This window comes from Micromonospora sp. CNZ295 (genome assembly GCF_004217535.1).
This window is the reverse complement of sequence record NZ_SHKZ01000001.1, coordinates 5,496,841-5,514,926: the sequence shown is the minus strand read 5'-3', so window position 1 is coordinate 5,514,926 and position 18,086 is coordinate 5,496,841. Positions and strand designations below refer to the sequence as shown.

At 74.0% G+C, this 18,086-nt stretch carries 14 protein-coding genes and 2 pseudogenes; 12 read left to right on the top strand and 4 right to left on the bottom strand.

What is annotated here, in order from left to right; genetic code table 11:
• Positions 1 to 98 precede the first annotated feature (98 nt).
• The 3 genes from EV376_RS25685 to EV376_RS25675 all read left to right on the top strand — a co-directional run bounded on the left by EV376_RS25685 (position 99) and on the right by EV376_RS25675 (position 4,477).
• A complete protein-coding gene (locus tag EV376_RS25685) occupies positions 99 to 1,478 on the top strand; it encodes a gluconokinase (protein WP_130327326.1) in 1,380 nt (459 codons plus the stop codon).
• Positions 1,479 to 1,574: 96 nt separating this feature from the next.
• Positions 1,575 to 4,058: a nitrate- and nitrite sensing domain-containing protein gene (locus EV376_RS25680; protein ID WP_130327324.1), complete on the top strand. Its 2,484-nt coding sequence runs from the start codon at positions 1,575 to 1,577 to the stop codon at positions 4,056 to 4,058.
• Positions 4,055 to 4,477, top strand: a complete 423-nt coding sequence (locus EV376_RS25675) for a roadblock/LC7 domain-containing protein (protein ID WP_130327322.1) — start codon at positions 4,055 to 4,057, stop codon at positions 4,475 to 4,477. Before EV376_RS25680 ends, EV376_RS25675 begins: the two co-directional genes overlap by 4 nt.
• 44 nt (positions 4,478 to 4,521) lie before the next feature.
• Here the strand turns inward: EV376_RS25675 and EV376_RS25670 are convergent, their stop codons facing one another.
• Positions 4,522 to 6,015, bottom strand: coding sequence for a GH1 family beta-glucosidase (locus EV376_RS25670; protein ID WP_130327320.1), 1,494 nt, complete (start codon positions 6,013 to 6,015; stop codon positions 4,522 to 4,524).
• Between the two features lie 765 nt (positions 6,016 to 6,780).
• On the opposite strand from EV376_RS25670, the gene EV376_RS25665 reads away from it, so the two are divergent.
• Positions 6,781 to 9,681 carry a glycoside hydrolase family 48 protein gene (locus EV376_RS25665; RefSeq protein ID WP_130327318.1) on the top strand — a complete coding sequence of 967 codons (2,901 nt, stop codon included), beginning with the start codon at positions 6,781 to 6,783 and terminating at the stop codon, positions 9,679 to 9,681.
• Positions 9,682 to 9,986: 305 nt separating this feature from the next.
• Here EV376_RS25665 and EV376_RS25660 read toward each other — a convergent pair whose 3' ends face one another.
• Positions 9,987 to 10,682 (bottom strand): DUF3159 domain-containing protein, encoded by a 696-nt coding sequence (locus EV376_RS25660; protein ID WP_130327316.1) that lies wholly within the window; start codon positions 10,680 to 10,682, stop codon positions 9,987 to 9,989.
• A 120-nt stretch (positions 10,683 to 10,802) separates the two neighbouring features.
• Here EV376_RS25660 and EV376_RS25655 point away from each other — a divergent pair, with 120 nt between their 5' ends.
• Entirely contained in the window at positions 10,803 to 11,690 is an 888-nt protein-coding gene (locus tag EV376_RS25655) for a phosphatase PAP2 family protein (RefSeq protein ID WP_130327314.1), read from the top strand.
• Between the two features lie 3 nt (positions 11,691 to 11,693).
• Entirely contained in the window at positions 11,694 to 12,383 is a 690-nt protein-coding gene (locus EV376_RS25650) for a maleylpyruvate isomerase N-terminal domain-containing protein (RefSeq protein WP_130327312.1), read from the top strand.
• A gap of 113 nt (positions 12,384 to 12,496) precedes the next feature.
• Here the strand turns inward: EV376_RS25650 and EV376_RS25645 are convergent.
• Positions 12,497 to 13,357, bottom strand: a pseudogene (locus EV376_RS25645) (DUF1028 domain-containing protein); the annotation flags it as partial.
• Positions 13,358 to 13,396: 39 nt separating this feature from the next.
• Positions 13,397 to 14,611 carry a low temperature requirement protein A gene (locus tag EV376_RS25640; protein WP_486482804.1) on the bottom strand — a complete coding sequence of 405 codons (1,215 nt, stop codon included), beginning with the start codon at positions 14,609 to 14,611 and terminating at the stop codon, positions 13,397 to 13,399.
• A gap of 147 nt (positions 14,612 to 14,758) precedes the next feature.
• On the opposite strand from EV376_RS25640, the gene EV376_RS25635 reads away from it, so the two are divergent.
• The 6 genes and pseudogenes from EV376_RS25635 to EV376_RS25610 form a co-directional block, all read left to right on the top strand.
• Positions 14,759 to 15,733, top strand: a complete 975-nt coding sequence (locus EV376_RS25635; RefSeq protein ID WP_130328865.1) for an LLM class F420-dependent oxidoreductase — start codon at positions 14,759 to 14,761, stop codon at positions 15,731 to 15,733.
• Positions 15,730 to 16,521, top strand: a complete 792-nt coding sequence (locus tag EV376_RS25630; RefSeq protein WP_130327308.1) for an SDR family oxidoreductase — start codon at positions 15,730 to 15,732, stop codon at positions 16,519 to 16,521. Before EV376_RS25635 ends, EV376_RS25630 begins: the two co-directional genes overlap by 4 nt.
• 99 nt (positions 16,522 to 16,620) lie before the next feature.
• Complete coding sequence (locus EV376_RS25625) at positions 16,621 to 16,941, top strand: hypothetical protein (RefSeq protein ID WP_130327306.1); 321 nt, start codon at positions 16,621 to 16,623, stop codon at positions 16,939 to 16,941.
• Complete coding sequence (locus EV376_RS25620) at positions 16,935 to 17,228, top strand: hypothetical protein (RefSeq protein ID WP_207228429.1); 294 nt, start codon at positions 16,935 to 16,937, stop codon at positions 17,226 to 17,228. Before EV376_RS25625 ends, EV376_RS25620 begins: the two co-directional genes overlap by 7 nt.
• Positions 17,229 to 17,332: 104 nt before the next feature.
• Positions 17,333 to 17,743: a VOC family protein gene (locus EV376_RS25615; RefSeq protein WP_130327304.1), complete on the top strand. Its 411-nt coding sequence runs from the start codon at positions 17,333 to 17,335 to the stop codon at positions 17,741 to 17,743.
• Between the two features lie 40 nt (positions 17,744 to 17,783).
• Positions 17,784 to 18,038 (top strand): annotated as a pseudogene (locus EV376_RS25610) (AraC family transcriptional regulator); the annotation flags it as partial.
• Positions 18,039 to 18,086: the final 48 nt, after the last annotated feature.

Here is an 18,086-nt window from a genome sequence, read left to right as displayed (position 1 = left end):
GTGCGCGAGCATGGGGCCAGCCTACGTGGCCGGCGTCGAGGGCGGAAGCGGGTGCGTCGACCGGCGGGCGGGCGGCTGGCCGGATAACGTGACCGGCGATGACCATTCTCGCGCTGGATCTGGGCACGTCCTCGACACGCGGCCTGGTGCTGGACGACGACGCCCGGGCGCTGCCCGGGGCGCTGGCCCGGCGTCGGGTGAGCCTCGCGGTCGGCGAGGACGGCACCGGCACCCTGAACGCCGAACGCTATCTGGCGTGCCTGGTCGAGTGCCTGGACGAGCTGGCGGCCGGTGGGCACCTGGACGGCGTGGAGATGGTGGCGACCTCGGCGCAGTGGCACTCGGTGGTGGCCCTCGACGCCGGTGGCCGGCCGTTCGGGCCCGTGCTCACCTGGCTGGACACCCGGCCCGGGCCGGCCGTCGGCCGGCCCGGGCCGGCCGACGGGCAGGCCTTCCACCAGCGCACCGGCACCTGGTGGCACCGCTGCTACTGGACGATGCGGCTGCCCTGGCTGCGGGACCGGATCGACCGCCCGATCGCGCGCTTCGCCGGGTTGGCCGAGTACGTTCTCCGCGCGCTGCTCGACGCCGCGCCCATGTCGGTGTCCCAGGCCTCCGGCACCGGTCTGCTCGACCTGTGGACGATGGACTGGGACCCGGAGGCGTGCGAGCTGGCCGGCGTCGTCCCCGCCGAGCTGCCCGAGCTGGCGCCGGCGGGCTGGCGCGGGCGGCTGCGTCCGGAGTACGCGCGCCGCTGGCCGCAGCTGGCCGGCGCGTGGTGGGCCGCGCCCGTGGGCGACGGGGCGGCGTCGAACATCGGCTCCGGTTGTGTCGATCCGGGACGGGCGGCGGTGACGGTGGGCACCTCGGCGGCGGTACGCGTGGTGCAGACCGTTCCGGTGGGCGCGCCGCTGCCCCGGCTGGCGCCGCAGCTGTGGCGGTACCGGGTCGACCACGAGCGCGTGGTGACCGGCACCGCGTACTCCTCCGGGGGGAACCTGTTCGCCTGGGCCAACCGGGAGCTGCGCCTGCCCGAGGAACCGGTGTTGGAGGCGGCGCTGGCCGCGGTGCCGGTCGACGGCGGGCCGGCGGCGAACGTGCGCTTCGGCGGGGACCGGCCGCCCGGCGTGGCGCCGGCGGGCACCGGTGAGCTGCGCGGGCTCAGCTTCGGCACGACCGCGGTGGAGATCCTCGCCGGCCTGATGCGGGGTCTGTGCGACCTGGTCGTCGACGACGTGGGCCTACTCGAGTCCGAGGTGGACCGGCGGCTGGAGGTGGTCCTGGGTGGAGGGGCGGTGGCGGCGTCCCGGTGGTGGCGGCAGGCCTTCGCCGCCACGCTGGCGCCGCGGTCCGTGTGGTACCAGCGCAACCCGGAGATCGGTGCGACCGGTGCGGCGCTGGTCGCGCTCGGGCGGATCGCCGACGCGCCACGGCTGGCCGACATCGGCCGGACGGACGACATGGCCTCACCTTCCTGAGTCGCAGCTCGCTCGGCCCGTTGACACGGCTGTCTGGCCTGGTTGGATGGACTCCGCTCCTCGCGTCGGAGGACGCGGGAACAGCGGGAGGCACGTGTGGGGGCAGATCCGGAGCCGGCGCAGAGCGCGGTGCCCAACCACCGCCGCCGCCGGTTCGACGTCCGGGTCGTTCCCCACCGGCGGCCGTCGGCGCTTCGGCTGCGCGACTGGCGCATGCGTACGAAGCTCACCACGGTTCTGGTGATCCCTTCGCTGGCGTTCGTGGTGCTGGCGGCGGTGCAGACGCAGAGTCTGGTCGGGCGGACCACCGAGCTGGGTGACTTCGCCGACCAGGTGGGCGTCGGGCGGCAGATCACCGCCGCGATGCACGAGCTGCAGCAGGAGCGCGACCGCTCGGCCGGTGAGCTGGGTGCCCTGCGGCGGGCGGGTCCGGCCGCCGATCCGAACACGGCGATCCTCGCGCTGCGGGTGTCGCACGAGAGCACCGACCGGGCGATGGCCGAGCTCGCCCGGGCCGCCGAGCCGCTCGCCGAGGCCGACGCGACGTGGCGGCTGGCGTACTCGGAGGTGCAGGAGGCGTACGGGCAGGTCAGCTCCGTGCGGGCGGCGGTGCCGCAGGGCGTGCTGGGCAGCGATACCATCGTCGGGGCGTACAACCGGGTGGTCGAGGCGCTGCTCAACCTGCTCGGCATGCCCAGCCCCGGCGAGGAGCGGCCGGCGCTCAGCGAGGCGGTGGCGCGTTACGTGCAGATCGCCCGCGTCAAGGAGCTGTCCTCGCGGGTCCGGGCCCAGGTGTACGAGGCCGCGCGCGCCGGCGGGTACGGCGTGGAGGACCGGGTCCTGCTGACCGACCTGCGGGCGCAGCAGCTCACCGCGCTGGGCGCGTTCCGGGTCGCGGCCACCACGGAACAGATCCGCCGGTACGACGAGATCTCCGTGGATCCGGCGTTCCTGGCCGCCGCCCGGCTGGAGGAGCAGAGCGTGCCGAGGGACGGCTCCACTCCGCTGGTGCTGCCGGCGGCGCAGTGGTGGTCGGCCAGCGAGCAGCGCCAGGACCTGCTGCGGCAGATCGAGGCGTCGGTGCTGGCGGACGCGGTCCGGCAGGCCGACACGGTGCGCGACGCCCAGTTGCGTACCACGCTGCTGGTCGTCAGCGTCGTCGCGGTGGTGCTGCTCGCGGCCGTACTCATGTCGCTGCTGGTGGGGCGGAGCATCGCCCGGTCGATGCGCCTGCTGCGCAGCCAGGCCCTGCGGATCGCCCAGATCGAGTTGCCGGACGCCCTGGACCGGCTGCGCGCGGTCACCGGCGGCGTCCCGGCCATCGACGTGGCCGCGCCGGTGGTCCGTTCGCTCGACGAGATGGGTGAGCTGGCCGAGGCGTTCGTCGCCGTGCACCGCAGTGCCGTCAGCGTCGCCGTCGAGCAGGCCACGATGCGGCGCAACGTCAACGCCATGTTCGTCAACCTCGCCCGCCGCAGCCAGGTCCTGGTGGAACGGCAGCTGGAGCTGCTCGACGACCTGGAACGCGAGGAGGACGACCCGGAGCAGCTGGAGAACCTGTTCAAGCTGGACCACCTCGCCGCGCGCATGCGACGCAACGACGAGAGCCTGCTGGTGCTGGCCGGCACGGAGTCGACCCGGCGGTGGAACCGGCCGGTGGGGCTGGGCGCGGTGCTGCTCGCCGCGAGCGCCGAGATCGAGCAGTACCAGCGGGTGCGCCACGGCGACATGGTCGACCTGCATGTCGTCGGCCACGCGGTCGGTGAGCTGGTGCACCTGCTCGCGGAGCTGCTGGAGAACGCCACCGCGTTCTCGCGTCCGGACACGTTCGTCGAGGTCACCGGCGTCCAGGAGGCCCGCGGGGCGCTCATCGAGATCACCGACCGGGGTCTGGGCATGAGTCCGACGGCGCTGGCCGAGGCCAACGCGGTGCTCGCCACGCCGCCGGCCGCGGACGTCGCGACCGTGGAGCGCATGGGCCTGTTCGTGGTCAGCCATCTCGCCGCGCGGCTCGGCGTCCAGGTGCGGCTGCAGGCGGCGGCGACCGGTCTGGTGGCCCGCGTCCGCCTGCCCCGCGAGCTGCTGGCGTCCGCGCCTCCGGCGGACGTGGCGCCGGCCGGGCCGGTGAACGGCCGGTACGTCGGGCTGCGGGGGCCGGTGGAGCTGCCGGTGGCGGGTCGGCGTCCGGAGGCCGCGGTGCCGCGGCAGGCGCGCGGGGTGCCGGTGCGGGCCGAGGACGTGCTCACTCCGGCGGCCGGCGCGCCCACCTCGGCCGGTGGCGGTTGGTGGAGCCGGCAGGGTCCGGGCGGAGCCGTTGACGACACGGCCCCGCCGGCGGTCCCGGTGACCGGCGGTACGAACGAGCGCGGCCTGCCCGTGCGGGTGCCGATGGCGCAGCTGGCCGCCGTCACCCAGCCGGCCCGGCCGGAGGCACCCGTGAAGCGGCACGATCCGGACCCGGAGGCGGTCGGCGGCATGCTGTCGCGGCTGTACAGCGGTGTCCGCCAGGCCGAGGCCGAGGACACGACCGAGTTGCCCGTGCCGCCGGCGCGCGGGATCACCGAAGGGGGACAGCAGTGACGACCTTGAGCCAGGAGGCTCGCGACCTGAGCTGGCTGGTCAGCGGTTTCGCGCAGCGGGTACCGGGGGTGGCGCACGCCGTCGTGGTCTCCTCCGACGGGCTGCTGGTGGCGATCTCCGACCACCTGCCCCGCGACCACGCCGACAAGCTCGCGGCCGTCACGTCCGGCCTGATGAGCATCACCGCCGGCGCCGCCCAGATGTTCGACGGGGACGTGGTCAAGCAGACCGTGGTCGAGATGGGGCGCGGCTACTTCCTGGTGATGCAGGTGCGCGACGGCTCCATCCTGGCCACGCTGGCGGCCGCGGACGCCGACATCGGCGTGGTCGGCTACGAGATGGCGCGGCTGGCGAAGCAGGCGGGGGAGATGCTGACCCCGGCGCTGCGCGCGGAGCTGCAGCAGGCGCTGCCCCGCTGACCGTGTCCCGCCCGGCGTCCGGCGCGCCGGGCGGGTGCCGCCGGTCACAGGCCGCCGGCGGCGATGACCTCCCGGTACCAGTGCGCGCTGCGCTTCAGGATCCGCCGCTGGGTGGGGTAGTCGACGTAGACCAGTCCCCAGCGCTGCTCGTAGCCCTCGGCCCACTCGAAGTTGTCCAGCAGTGACCAGACGTGGAAGCTCTCCAGCGGTACGCCGTCGGCCATGGCGCGGTGCGCGGCGGCCAGGTGGTCGCGCAGGAACTGGATCCGCCCGGCGTCGTCGACGGTGCCGTCGGCGGCCAGCGTGTCGGGGGTGGGCAGGCCGTTCTCGGTGACGGTCAGCGGGATCGGGCCGTAGTCGCGGGTGACCCGGGTGAGGATGTCGTACATGCCGTCGGGGTGGATCTGCTGCCACTCCGCCTCGGAGGTGGGCCAGCGGCGGACGGTGCCGCCCTCGGCGGTCACGTAGATCGGTGTGTAGTACTGGACGGCCACCAGGTCGACCGGTGCGGCGATGACGGCGAGGTCGCCGTCGCGGATCCCGCGGACCATGCGGCTGTCCGGGCCGAGGTCGGCCAGCACGTCCTCGGGGTAGCGGCCGGTGAGCGCGGAGTCGAGGTAGAGCCGGTTCTCGTAGCCGTCGTACAGGCGGGTGGCCTCGGCCGCGCCCGGGGAGGAGTCGGCCGGGTAGCAGGGGTGCAGGTTGAACGCCGGGCCGATCCGGCCGGCGCCGCCGGCCGCCCGCAGCGCGCGTACGGCGAGGCCGTGGGCGAGCTGCAGGTGGTGGGCGACCAGGTACGCGGCCTGCGGGTCGCGGTGCCCGGGTGCGTGGTGGCCCTGCAGGTAGCCGTTCTGCACGACGGTCTTCGGCTCGTTGATGGTGAGCCAGACCGGCACCCGGTCGCCGAGGGCCTGGAAGACGTGGTCGGCGTAGTCGGCGAAGCGGTAGGCGATCTCCCGGGACTCCCAGCCGCCGCGGTCCTGCAGGGCCTGGGGCAGATCCCAGTGGAACAGGGTCGCCATCGGCGCGATGCCCCGTTCGTGGAGCCCGTCGATGAGTCGCCGGTAGAAGTCCAGTCCGCGCTGGTTGGGCGCGCCGGTGCCGTCGGCCTGGATGCGGGGCCAGGAGATGGAGAACCGGTAGCTGCGCAGGCCCAGGTCCCGCATGAGGTCCAGGTCCTCGACGTACCGGTGGTAGTGGTCGGCGGCGACGTCGCCGGTGTCGCCGTTGCGGACGCGGCCCGGGGTGCGGCTGAACGTGTCCCAGACGGACTCACCCCGGCCGTCCTCCTTGGCGGCGCCCTCGATCTGGTAGGCGGAGGTGGCGGCGCCCCAGCCGAAGCCGGGCGGGAAGCGCACGGCGCCATCGGGTGCCGGCTGGCTCTCCGGGTCGCGCGGCTCGTCGTCGCGGGAGTCGTCGCAGCCGGCCAGCGAGGTGCCGGCGACGGCCGTGGCGGCGAGCCCGGCGCTGGTGGCGGCCGTGGCGGTGGCCGAGAGCGCGGCGCGCCGCAGCAGTCGCCGCCGGGTGAGTATCGACATCGAGGGTCTCCTCTAGCTGGGCCTGAACCGCCACCGGGAGCGCTCCCACGATTGGGTAGGGTTCGCCTCCGGCTCTCCCGGTGGGAGTCCGGGGGCGAGGGAATTCTAGGAAACGGTGGGGGACGGCGTGCGTTCGCCTCTTCTCCCACCGTGAACGGGGGTTTAGTGTGGGGACGGGGGAGGGCAACCCCCGTCCCCACCGGTGCTGTACACGCACGTTCGGAATTGGCGTCCAGTCGTGCGTGTCGCGCGGGAGCCGGGCCACGCGAGTGGCTTGAGGATCCACCTCCCTCCGCTGTGGTGGGATGATGGCTGGCGGCGGCGTCCGGGCTGGCCCGCCGTCAGCCCCTCCGGGTCTTCCCGGTACCGGCCGGGGCCGGTACCGGGCGATCTTCCTGGTGGAACTCCGTCGATGGAAGCGCTCCCATCGGCGATGGTGCGACTGTAACGCCCGTCACCGCTTTGTGAAAGCCCCAAAACGAGATCGAAACATCGACCTGCTGCAACGTGCCTGCGGTTCTTGTGGGAGCGCTTCCATTGATGGCACACTGACCGCCGAGCCACCGTCACGCGTGGGTCGCCGAGGGCAGCCGGTTCCGCCGGCACGGCACCCGAGGTGAGCCGGCGTCCCCACCGCCGCGCCACCGCCCCGGCCCCGCCGGGGAGACCCTCATCCCGGGCGCCTCGCCCACCGGTACGACACCGGCCAGGCGCCCCGCCGGGGCATCGACCCGTCCCGGCCCGGTCCGAGGAGACACCGCGCACATGAGACATCTGGCCAGACGTCGCCGGTTGGCGATCGTCGCCGTAACCGCGTTGGCGATCGGCGGGGTGACCCTGCCCGCCGGCGTCGCGCAGGCCGCACCGGCCTGCGACGTGGTCTACGCGACCAACGACTGGAACACCGGCTTCACCGCGAACGTCACGATCAACAACCTCGGCGACCCGATCAACGGCTGGACGCTGCGGTTCGCCTTCCCCGGCGACCAGCAGATCACCCAGGGCTGGTCGGCGAGATGGAGCCAGACCGGAAACCAGGTCACCGCCACCAACGAGTCGTGGAACGGCGCCATCGGCACCGGCGGCTCGACGAACATCGGCTTCAACGCCTCCTACAGCGGCACCAACGCCAAGCCGACCTCCTTCTCGGTCAACGGGGTCACCTGCGGCGGCACGGCGCAGCAGCCGCCCACGGTCACGCTGAGCGTGCCGGACGGGCCGTTCGAGGCCCCCGCCGACGTGCCGCTGACCGCCACCGCCAGCGACCCGGACGGGACGATCAGCAAGGTCGAGTTCTACCGCAACGGCCTGCTGGTCAACACCGACACCACCGCCCCGTACGCGTACACGCTCGAGGACCTGCCGGCCGGTGACTACACCGTGCAGGCCAGGGCGTACGACAACGCGAACCTGAGCGCGGTCGCCGAGCAGGCGTTCACCGTCACCCCCGCCTCCGGACCGCAACTGGTCGCCACGCCGTCCGCGGTGAGCGTCAACGAGGGCGGCAGCTCGACGGTCAACCTCAAGCTGAGCCGGGCGCCCTCGGCCAACGTCGCGGTCTCCCTGGCCCGCACCGGCGACGCCGACATCACCGTCGCGCCGACGTCGGTGACGCTCACGCCCAGCAACTGGAGCACCGGCGTCAACGTCACCGTCTCGGCCGCCGAGGACAGCGACACCGTCGGCGGCACGGCGACCATCACCGCGTCCGCCAGCGGGTACGCGCCGCTGGCGATCACCGCCACCGAGATCGACAACGACGTGCCCGGCGGCGACAGCGAGTACGTCGAGCGCTTCCTCGCCCAGTACGGCAAGATCAAGAACTCGGGGTACTTCAGCCCCGAGGGCGTGCCGTACCACTCGATCGAGACGCTGATCGTCGAGGCGCCCGACCACGGACACGAGACCACCTCCGAGGCGTTCAGCTTCTGGCTGTGGCTGGAGGCCTACTACGGCCGGGTGACCCAGAACTGGGCGCCGTTCAACAACGCCTGGACGGTGATGGAGAAGTACATCATCCCGTCGCAGTCCGACCAGCCCACCGCGGGCGCGGCCGGCACCCCGCAGTACGCCGCCGAGCACGACCTGCCCAGCCAGTACCCGTCCCAGCTGGAGCCGAACGTGCCGGTGGGCCAGGACCCGCTGCGCAGCGAGCTGCAGTCCACCTACGGCAACGGCCAGATCTACGGCATGCACTGGCTGCTCGACGTGGACAACGTCTACGGCTACGGCCGCTGCGGCGACGGCACCACCCGGCCGGCGTACATCAACACCTTCCAGCGCGGCACCCAGGAGTCGGTCTGGGAGACCGTCCCGCAGCCGTCCTGCGACACCTTCCGCCACGGCGGCCCGAACGGCTACCTGGACCTGTTCATCAAGGAGGCCAACGCACCGGCCAAGCAGTGGAAGTTCACCAACGCCCCGGACGCCGACGCCCGGGCCGTGCAGGCCGCGTACTGGGCCCTGACCTGGGCCAAGGAGCAGAACAAGGCGGCCGACGTGTCGGCCACCGTGGCCAAGGCCGCGAAGATGGGTGACTACCTGCGCTACGCCCTGTTCGACAAGTACTTCAAGAAGATCGGCAACTGCGTGGGCGCGACCGCCTGCCCGGCGGGCACCGGCCGGGACTCGGCGCACTACCTGCTGTCCTGGTACTACGCCTGGGGCGGCGCGTACGAGACGAGCCAGAACTGGTCGTGGCGGATCGGCTCCAGCCACAACCACTTCGGCTACCAGAACCCGTTCGCGGCGTGGGCGATGACCAACGTCAACGAGCTGAAGCCGAGGTCGCCGACCGCCGTCGCCGACTGGGAGAAGAGCTTCGAGCGGCAGTTGGAGTTCTACACCTGGCTGCAGTCCGCCGAGGGCGGCATCGCCGGTGGCGCGACCAACAGCTGGGGTGGCCACTACGGCCAGCCGCCGGCCGGCACGTCCACCTTCTACGGAATGTTCTACGACGTCGACCCGGTCTACAACGACCCGCCGTCGAACCAGTGGTTCGGCATGCAGGCCTGGTCGATGCAGCGCATCGCCGAGCTGTACCTGGTCACCGGCAACGCCAAGGCCAAGGCGCTGCTCGACAAGTGGGTGCCGTGGGCGATCGCCAACACCACGCTCGGCACCAACTGGTCGATCCCGTCGGACATGAGCTGGACCGGCCAGCCGGCCACCTGGAACCCGACCAACCCGCAGCCCAACACCAACCTGCACGTCGAGGTCACGGTGAAGGGCCAGGACGTCGGCGTCGCCGCCGCCTACGCCCGCACCCTCATCGCGTACGCGGCGAAGTCGGGCAACACGGCCGCCAAGAACACGGCCAAGGGCCTGCTGGACGCGCTGCACGCGGCCAGCGACACCCAGGGTGTCTCCACGGTGGAGAAGCGGGGCGACTACCGCCGCTTCGACGACGTCTACGACGCCGCCACCGGCCAGGGCCTCTACATCCCGCAGGGCTGGACCGGGCGGATGCCCAACGGCGACCAGATCGCCCCGGGCAAGAGCTTCGTCGACATCCGCTCGTTCTACAAGAACGACCCGGCGTGGCCCAAGGTGCAGGCGTACCTGAACGGCGGAGCGGAGCCGGAGTTCCGCTACCACCGGTTCTGGGCGCAGGCGGACGTCGCGATGGCGTACGCCGACTACGGGAAGCTGTTCCCGAACGGCTGACCACACTTCTCCGGGCGGGCGCCGCAGCGTCCGCCCGGAGAGCCGGCCGGGGCGCGGGGGACGCGGCACCCGGCCCGGCGGACGGCCTGACGCCCACGGTCAGGCCGGGGTGGGCCGGTCATCCGGCCGACGCAGCGGATCGACCGGCCCACCCCACCACCCGGTTGTGCACAGGGCGCGAAAAAGCCCGAAAAACAGGCCCTCCCGGGATCACGGAGAAGACCATGACGGGGTAACGTACGTCACCGGAGAGGCCGCTCCCCCCGTGGCGGCCTCTCCACTTTTTCTCCGTCGAGCCGGTCCCGTCAGCGGCCGGCCGGCGAGGGCGCCGACGCCGGCTCCTGGAGCACCGGATGGCGCAGGCCCGGATGCCCGGCCGGCAACGACCGGCGCACGACCACCCAGCTCGCCGCGAGCATGGCGGCCACCAGCGGCCAGCTCAGCGCCACCCGGGCCACGCTCAGCGCCACCACCTGCCCGCCGAGCCACAGCGGCAGGAACACCGCCACCCGCAACAGGTAGCTGGCCGCCCAGAGCCAACTGGCCCGCCCGTACGCGCGCAGCAGCGCGGGATCGCGGCGCCACCGGGTCCGCTGTCGCAGCGCGACGCCGACGACGACACCGAGCAGCGGCCAGCGGATCACGATGCTCACCGCCCAGGCGAGCGCGCTGGCCGCGTTGGCCACCAGTTGCACCAGGAAGAAGTCCTCGGCCCGGCCGGTGCGCAGCGCGATCAGCGCGGCGACACAGACGGCGAGCAGACCCAGCAGCACCGAACGCGGCCGGCGCCCGCGGCGCCACCGCCACCCCGCCACCGCCACCCCGGTCACCAGGGCGGCGCCGACCCCGATCGGCAGCGACTCCCCGCCGAGCAGCCAGCCGGCGGCGAACGCCACCGGCGGCAGGGTGGCGTCGACCGCCCCGCGACGCCCGCCGAGCAGGTCGGCGAGCGGCTCCGGCCGCCCGGGCGGAGGTGTCGTGTGCTCCGCTGCGCTGCCCACACCCACCTCCCTGACCTCCCGCCGCGGCGCGGGCGTGGCGACCCCGGCGGACCAGCCTCAAACCTAGTCGCGATCGGGCGGCGGGCCACCCGGGCGGAGGTGTGACGTGTCGCTTAAGTTGTGCGGGTGCGCGAGACGGCGAGAGGGTGGACGGCGGTCTGGTTGGTCGTGCTGGCGCTGGCCCAGGCGGCCGCCTTCCTCGCCCTGTGGCGGGCGGCCGTGCACACCGAGCTGGGCCAGTGGTTCGACACGGTCGCGCTGACCGGGAACCGGATCGGCCAGGACCGCATCGACGAACCGGTCGACCGGATCCTCAACGCCATGTCGGTGGTGTCGCTGCTGGCGGCGACCGCGGTGATCGGGTTCATCGCCCTGATGCGCGGGCGGGTCGCGCTCGCGATCACCGCCACCCTGCTCATCGTCGGCGCCAACGTCAGCACCCAGGCGCTGAAGTACGGCCTCGCGAGACCGGACCTCGGCATCGACCCGGAGCGGATCTTCGCCGGCAACAGCCTCCCCAGCGGCCACACCACCGTCGCCGCCTCGGTCGCGGTGGCGCTGGTGCTCGTGCTGCCCCGGACGGTGCGCTCCGCCGGTGCGTTCCTCGGCACCGGCTACGCCGCGGCCGCCGGCGTGGCCACCCTCTCCGCCGGCTGGCACCGGCCCAGCGACGCGGTCGCCGCGTACCTGGTGGTCGGGGTGTGGGCGGCGCTGGCCGGTCTGCTGCTGCTGGTCACGCAGCGCCCGCGGGCGGAGGTCGACTCCGCCGACGCGCACCGCCTCGCCGCCGGGGTGCTCGGCGCGGCCGGCCTGCTCGCGGTGCTGGCCAGCATCCTCGCCCTGGCCTGGCTGACCGACCTTCGCGGCACCGCCCCGGACGACCTGAGCCGCCGTCCGCTCTTCGTCGGGTACGCCGGCAGCGCCGCCGGGATCGCCGGCACCGTGGGCGTCGTCATGGCCCTGGTGCTGATCAGCGTGCACCGTCTCGTCCCCCGACGGGCGGGCTGAGCGATGGGCGACCAGGTGGTCGACCATGAGCAGGTCCGGACCGCGTTCCGGGACGAGTGCGAGCGACTCGTCGAGGTGCTCCGCGACCTCACCGAGGCCGACCTGGACCGGCCCACCGACTGCCGGCCGTGGGACGTCCGGGGCCTGCTCGGGCACGTGCGGGCCGGCGTCGGGCGGCTGGCCGGCATGCTCGCCGATCCCGCGCCCCCGCGCGCCGAGGTGGACGCCGCGGGTTACTTCGGCGCGGCGAAGTTCAGCCCGGACGTGGACGCCGAGCGGATCGACAGCGGCCGTCGCGAGGGTCGGCGGCTGAGCGCCGCGGAACTCGCCGACGACGTCGACCGGGTCTGGCGGGCGACGCTGCACGCGGTGGACGCCCAGCCGGCCCACCGGGTGGTCCGGACCCGGCACGGGGACGCGATGACGGTGGTCGAGTTCCTGCGTACCCGGGTGGTCGAGGTCGGCGTGCACGGCCTGGACCTGGCGGCGGCGCTGGACCGGCCGCCGTGGCTGACGCCGGCCGCCGCCGCGGTCGTCGCCGACCTGCTCACCGGCGGCCGCCCGGTGCCGCCCGGCCTCGGCTGGGACCGGCTCGCGCTGGTACGCAAGGCCACCGGGCGGGCGCCGCTGACGCCCGCGGAACGCGCGACCGCCGACGCCGCCGGTTTCCGCTGGCTGAGCTTCGCGCCCTGACCGGCCGCCGGGCGGCCCGCCGGCGACGGAGCCGACCGCCGGCCAGCGGTGGGTTGCTCGCGCGGGCGCTGATCCCCGCGCGGCCGGTCGGCGTCAGGCGCCGACAGGGCGTCGCCGGCGGGGCGGGGCGCGGGGACGTGCGGGGCGGCCTTGCGGAGGTGGTCGAGCACGACCGGGTCGATCCGGCCGGGCACCAGCCGCTCCTCCAGGTTCTCCATGCCCGCCCAGTCGAACAGCGCCGCCTCCGGATCGGCCGGGTCGACCGGCTGTCCCAGGGCGATGAGCAGCGCGGTCACCTCGGCGGCGACCGCGCCGCTGAACTCGAGCAGGGTCGCCGGGTCCGGGCGGGTGAACAGCAGGGTGTGCACGGCGAGCAGCCGGCTCAGCTCGGCCACCGGGTCGGGGTGGTCGTCGACGCGCAGATCCACCAGGATGTCGCCGGTGCCGCCGTACCCGCCGCCGCGCTCGACCACCAGCAGCCCGGCGCTCTGCCGGCCCCGCCGGTCCCCGCCGGCCTGGTCGCCGGCGCGCAGCGCGGCCACGAGCCGGTCCGGGAACGGCAGCGCGGACCCGCCCAGCCAGGCGTCGCGCAGGGCGTCGATCACCTGGGGGCCGGCGAGGATGTTGCCCTGCGCCGCCCAGCCGTCGCCGGCCTGGCCGCCGGCCCACGGATGGCAGGCCGGGCCGGTCCAGGTGGCGCCCGCACCGGTGGCGCCGACCACACCGAGTTGCCGGTGGGCCCGTGCGCCGTCGGCGGCGACCAGCCCGGCGACCACGTCCGCCGCGGCGACGCCGGTGCGTAGCAGGGCCAGCCCCTGCGGGCGGTACGCCAGGTTCAGGTGGGCCTGGGTCGCCAGTGCGCCGATCTCGGCCTCGGCGGCCGGGACCAGCGCGCCGGCGGCGAGGAAACGGCTGGCCACGACGACGCCGTGCAGCCGGCCGTCGTCGGAGCGGGCGACGAGGGAGAAGGTCACGTGACGCAGCGTAGCGCGGCGTGCCGGCGGTCCGGATCATCAGAACGGCGGTGCCGCCGCCTCCGGCGGACGGCCGTGCGCCCGGCGCGCGTCGGCGACCGCGACGGCGGCCAGCACGACGGTGGCCAGCACGGCGGCGACCAGCACCGGGCGGTACACCAGGGCCGGTACGGCGGCCAGCAACACCAGGGCCGCGATCCAGCGGGACGGGGAGACCCGGCTGAACACCTCGTACTCGAACCGGGCCCGCCCGACGAGGAAGAGCACCGGCCCGCCCAGCACCATCACCACCCACGACGTCTCCGGCCGATCCAGCGGGTGGACGATGACCAGCTCGTACCCGACCGCCACGGCGACCAGCCCGACGATCATGACCAGGTGGGTGTCCGCCGCCGACCGGCCGGTCCGCGCCGGGTGGCGGGACTTCAGCACCGCCTCGCTGAGGATCTGCCCGGCGCGCTGCACGTAGATGCGCCACAGCAGGATCGTGGTCGCCAGCGCCATCGCGAACGCCGCCGTCTGCGCCGGATGGAACGGGCCGTTGCTGAAGGCGAAGCCGGCCACCAGGATCGTCTCGCCGAGTGCGATGAGGAAGAACTGCTGGTATCGTTCGGCCAGGTGCTCGCCGGCGATGTCCCATTTCGAGGTCGTCGAGCGGCCCATCCCCGGTACCGGCCAGCCGGACCGGATGGCCAGGTACTCCAGGGCCAGTGCCGCCGACCAGAGAAGCACCCGGGGATTGGTCGCCACGAGCGCCCCGGCGATCCACAGCACCCCGGTCGAGGTGAACCAGAGCAGCATCCGCAGCTTCAGCCGGCGGTACGGATGCGCGCCGAGCGCGAGCAGCAGGATCAGCGACCGGGAGACCTGGACCACCACGTAGGCGACCGCGAACGCGAGTCCGGTCTGGGTGAACGCCCGGATGAGCGCGACCCCCATCACCATGCTGCACACCAGCGCGGTCAGCACGATCAGTTGCAGCCAGAGGTGGTGCGGGTCGTAGCGGCTGGTGGTCCAGGCGGTGCCCTGCCACACCGCCCAGAGCGCGAAGATCACCAGCAGTGTCTTGCCGCCGCCGGTCAGCGCCGCCCAACCCCGGGCGCCGCCCGGCTCCACCGCGAGGTCCTCGAACGCGCGGGCCGAGACGCGGGTCAGCGCGAACACGAAGACCATGTCGAAGAAGAGTTCGAGGAAGGTCGCCCGCCCGGCGGCGGTGGTGGCGGGCACGAGCCGTCGGGCGCCGGCCGTCCCCACGGTCAGCGCACCTGGCGGTCGGATGTGCCCACGCAAGGTTCGTAGCATCCGCCGGGGGCGGGCGACCGGGAACCGGGAAACCTCACACCGATCTTGCCCGGTGCGGTCGCGGGCCGACATCATCGACCGATGACGACGCGATGGGGCATGACGGTTCCGCTGGGCGGGATCCCGCTCGCCGACCACGCCGCGGTCTACCGCGCGCTCGACGAGGCCGGCTTCACCGACGCCTGGTCCTCGGAGGTCGCCGGGGCCGACGCGTTCACCCCGCTGGCGCTCGCCGCCGCGTGGGCGCCGCGGCTGCGGCTGGGCACCGCGATCGCCCCGGTCTTCACCCGCGGGCCCGGCCTGCTCGCGATGAGCGCCGCCGCGCTCGCCGAGACCGCACCCGGCCGGTTCGCGCTCGGCATCGGGGCGTCCTCGCCGGTGATCGTGGGGGACTGGAACGCGGGCGAGTTCAGTGAGCCGTTCCGGCGTACCCGGGACGTGCTGCGCTTCCTGCGCTCCGCGCTGGCCGGCGAGACCGTCGACGGGGCGTACGACACGTTCGCGGTGCGCCGGTTCAGGCTGGAACGGCCACCGGCCGTGCCGCCGCGCCTGCTGCTGGCCGCCCTGCGGCCCGGGATGCTGCGGCTGGCCGCGGCCGAGGCCGACGGCGTGATCCTCAACTGGCTCGCCGCCGGTGACGTCGCGCAGGCGTTGGCCGAGCTCGGCGAGCGCCGTCCCGGCTTCGACGTGGTCGCGCGGATCTTCGTCTGCCCGACCGAGGACACCGCGCACGCCCGCGCGCTCGGCCGCCGGCTCATCACCAGCTACCTGACCGTCCCGGCGTACGCGGAGTTCCACCGCTGGCTGGGCCGGGGCGAGGTGTTCGCGCCGATGTGGCAGGCCTGGGCGGCCGGTGACCGGCGGGGCGCGGCTGCGGCCGTGCCGGACGAGGTGGTCGACGCGCTCGTGCTGCACGGGGCCCCGGAGACGTGCCGGGCGCAGGTGCGCCGCTACGCCGAGGCCGGCGTGGACGTCCCCGTGCTGGCGCTGCTGCCCACGCCCGAGCTGGCCGCCGGGGGAGCCAAGGCCCTCTTCGACGTGATCAACCGGCTGGGCGGGGGTGCGTCGCGGTGAACCTCACCGACCGGGTCGTGGTGGTCACCGGTGGGGCCGGTGGCATCGGGTCGGCGCTGGCCCGGCGGTTCGCCGCCGAGGGCGTGGCGGCGGTCGTGGTGGCCGACCTGAACGCCGACGCGGCCGGCGCGGTCGCCGAGGCGGTGGGGCCGGTCGCGCACCCGGTGGGCGTGGACGTGGCCGACGAGGCGCAGGTCCGCGCGCTGGTCGCCGACACCGAGCAGAGGTTCGGGCGGATCGACCTGTTCTGCGCCAACGCCGGCGTGGCCACCGGCGGGGGCGTGGACGCCCCGGACGCCGACTGGGACCGGGCGTGGCGGGTCAACGTGCTCTCCCACGTCCACACTGCCCGCGCGGTGCTGCCCGCGATGCTCGCCCGGGGCGACGGCTACCTGCTCATGACCTGTTCGGCGGCGGGGGTGCTGACCGCGGTCGGGGACGCCCCGTACACGGCGACGAAGCACGCCGCGGTCGCGTTCGCCGAGTGGCTCGCGATCACCTACCGGGACCGGGGCGTGCGGGTCAGCGCGCTCTGCCCGCAGGGGGTGGACACGCCGATGCTGTCCGAGGGGCTGGCGGCGGGCCACCTGGGCGCGAAGGTGATCGCCGCCTCCGGCGCGGTGCTCACCCCGGACCAGGTGGCCGAATCGGTGATCGCCGGCCTCGCCGAGGAGCGTTTCCTGATCCTGCCGCACCCGGAGGTCGCCGGGTACGCCCGCCGCCGCGCCGAGGACCCCGACGGCTGGCAGGCGGGCCTGCGCAAGCTGGTGCGCCGCCTGGCCGGGTGAAGGAACCCTTCGGCCGCAGCGACTGATCACGTAGACAACCTTCGATGTATCGGTTATCGTCGCCGGTGCCGGGCGCGGTGCCCTCGAAGGAGGTTCACGATGGTCGGACGAACCCGCCGACTCCTCGCCGCACTGGGCGTCGGGATGCTGCTGGCACCGCTGGGAGCGACGGCGGCGACCGCGGACCCGGTCGTGCCCCGGCACGCCGTGGTCGTCTGCCAGACCGCCAGCTTCTACGCCAACTACGACTCGGCCAGTGGCCCGCGTGGCCTCAAGCGGGTGCTGACCTACGGCAACAAGATCGGCCACACGCCCGGGGCGCACCCGGTCTACAACGGGTGGGCGGCGTCCTTCGACTTCGGGCCCAACGACTGGGGCTACCTGCGTATCGAGTGCATCGGAGGGTACGACACGTGGTGAGGCGGACGTGGGCGCGCCACAGCGGCGCCCTGCTCGCGGTGGCCGTGACGGCCGCGGTGCTCGCGCCGGGCACGGCCGAAGCCGCCAACGGGACCATCGGCCAGCGCGAGACGGTGTGCGCGCAGGACCTGTTCGTGCGTACCCAACCCAACGGCGCGTGGATGGGCACGCTGTACCGCGGTCAGACCTTCCTGGTCGAGGGCCCGCGCAGCGGCGGATACGTCTACGGGTTCGCCTACGGCCACATCAACCGGCGCGGCTGGGTCCAGGACGGCTGGTTCTGCTGAGGGGTCGCCGCGCTGCCCGGCGCGGGGGCCGGGGCGGATCGAGGGGGCGCATTCGATCAGGAATCGAGAAGTCCCGGTACCGGGATCGCCCTAACCTGATCGCCATGGACCTCACCATTCACACGACCGTTCTTCCGCACGTCGACCCGGACGCGTCCGTGGCCTTCTACCGCGACGTCCTCGACTTCGAGGTCCGCAGCGACGTCGGCCAGGGCAAGATGCGCTGGATCACCGTCGGTCCCGCCGGCCAGCCCGAGACGTCGATCCTGCTGGCACCGCCGGCCGTCGACCCCGGCATCACCGACGACGAGCGCCGCACGATCCTCGAGATGATGGCCAAGGGCACCTACGGCTGGATCCTGCTCGCCACCCGGGATCTCGACGGCACCTTCGAGAAGGTGCAGGCCGGTGACGTCGAGGTCGTCCAGGAGCCGACCGAGCAACCGTACGGCGTGCGCGACTGCGCGTTCCGCGACCCCGCCGGCAACCTGGTCCGCATCCAGGAGCTGCGCTGATCCGTCCGGTCGAGCCGGACCCGCCGGAAGGAGTTCTCCGATGTGCGACCCCTCCTGGGGGCGGGCGCGGGTCGCGGCGCAGCGCCTGCGCGACCTGGCGGTGCTGCGCCGGGTCCGCGACCGGATCGACCGGGAGTACGCGCAGCCGCTGGACGTCGAGGCGCTCGCCCGCGGCGTGAACCTGCCGGCCGCGCAGTTGAGCCGCCAGTTCCGGCTGGCCTACGGCAGGTCGCCCGACGCGTACCTGATGGCGCGTCGCGCCGAACGCGCGACGGCGCTGCTGTCGCGCGGCGAGCGCGCCGGCGCCGCCGCGGGGGCGACGAGCCTCTCCTGATCCGCACCG

What these genes read in the sequence shown, in the direction of transcription:
- EV376_RS25650 (WP_130327312.1), top strand. Translation starts at nt 11,694, where the DNA reads ATGGGCGACCAGGTGGTCGACCATGAGCAGGTCCGGACCGCGTTCCGG.
- EV376_RS25625 (WP_130327306.1), top strand. Translation starts at nt 16,621, where the DNA reads ATGGTCGGACGAACCCGCCGACTCCTCGCCGCACTGGGCGTCGGGATG.
- EV376_RS25670 (WP_130327320.1), bottom strand. Translation starts at nt 6,015, where the DNA reads ATGTCGATACTCACCCGGCGGCGACTGCTGCGGCGCGCCGCGCTCTCG.
- EV376_RS25615 (WP_130327304.1), top strand. Translation starts at nt 17,333, where the DNA reads ATGGACCTCACCATTCACACGACCGTTCTTCCGCACGTCGACCCGGAC.
- EV376_RS25685 (WP_130327326.1), top strand. Translation starts at nt 99, where the DNA reads ATGACCATTCTCGCGCTGGATCTGGGCACGTCCTCGACACGCGGCCTG.
- EV376_RS25665 (WP_130327318.1), top strand. Translation starts at nt 6,781, where the DNA reads ATGAGACATCTGGCCAGACGTCGCCGGTTGGCGATCGTCGCCGTAACC.
- EV376_RS25635 (WP_130328865.1), top strand. Translation starts at nt 14,759, where the DNA reads ATGACGGTTCCGCTGGGCGGGATCCCGCTCGCCGACCACGCCGCGGTC.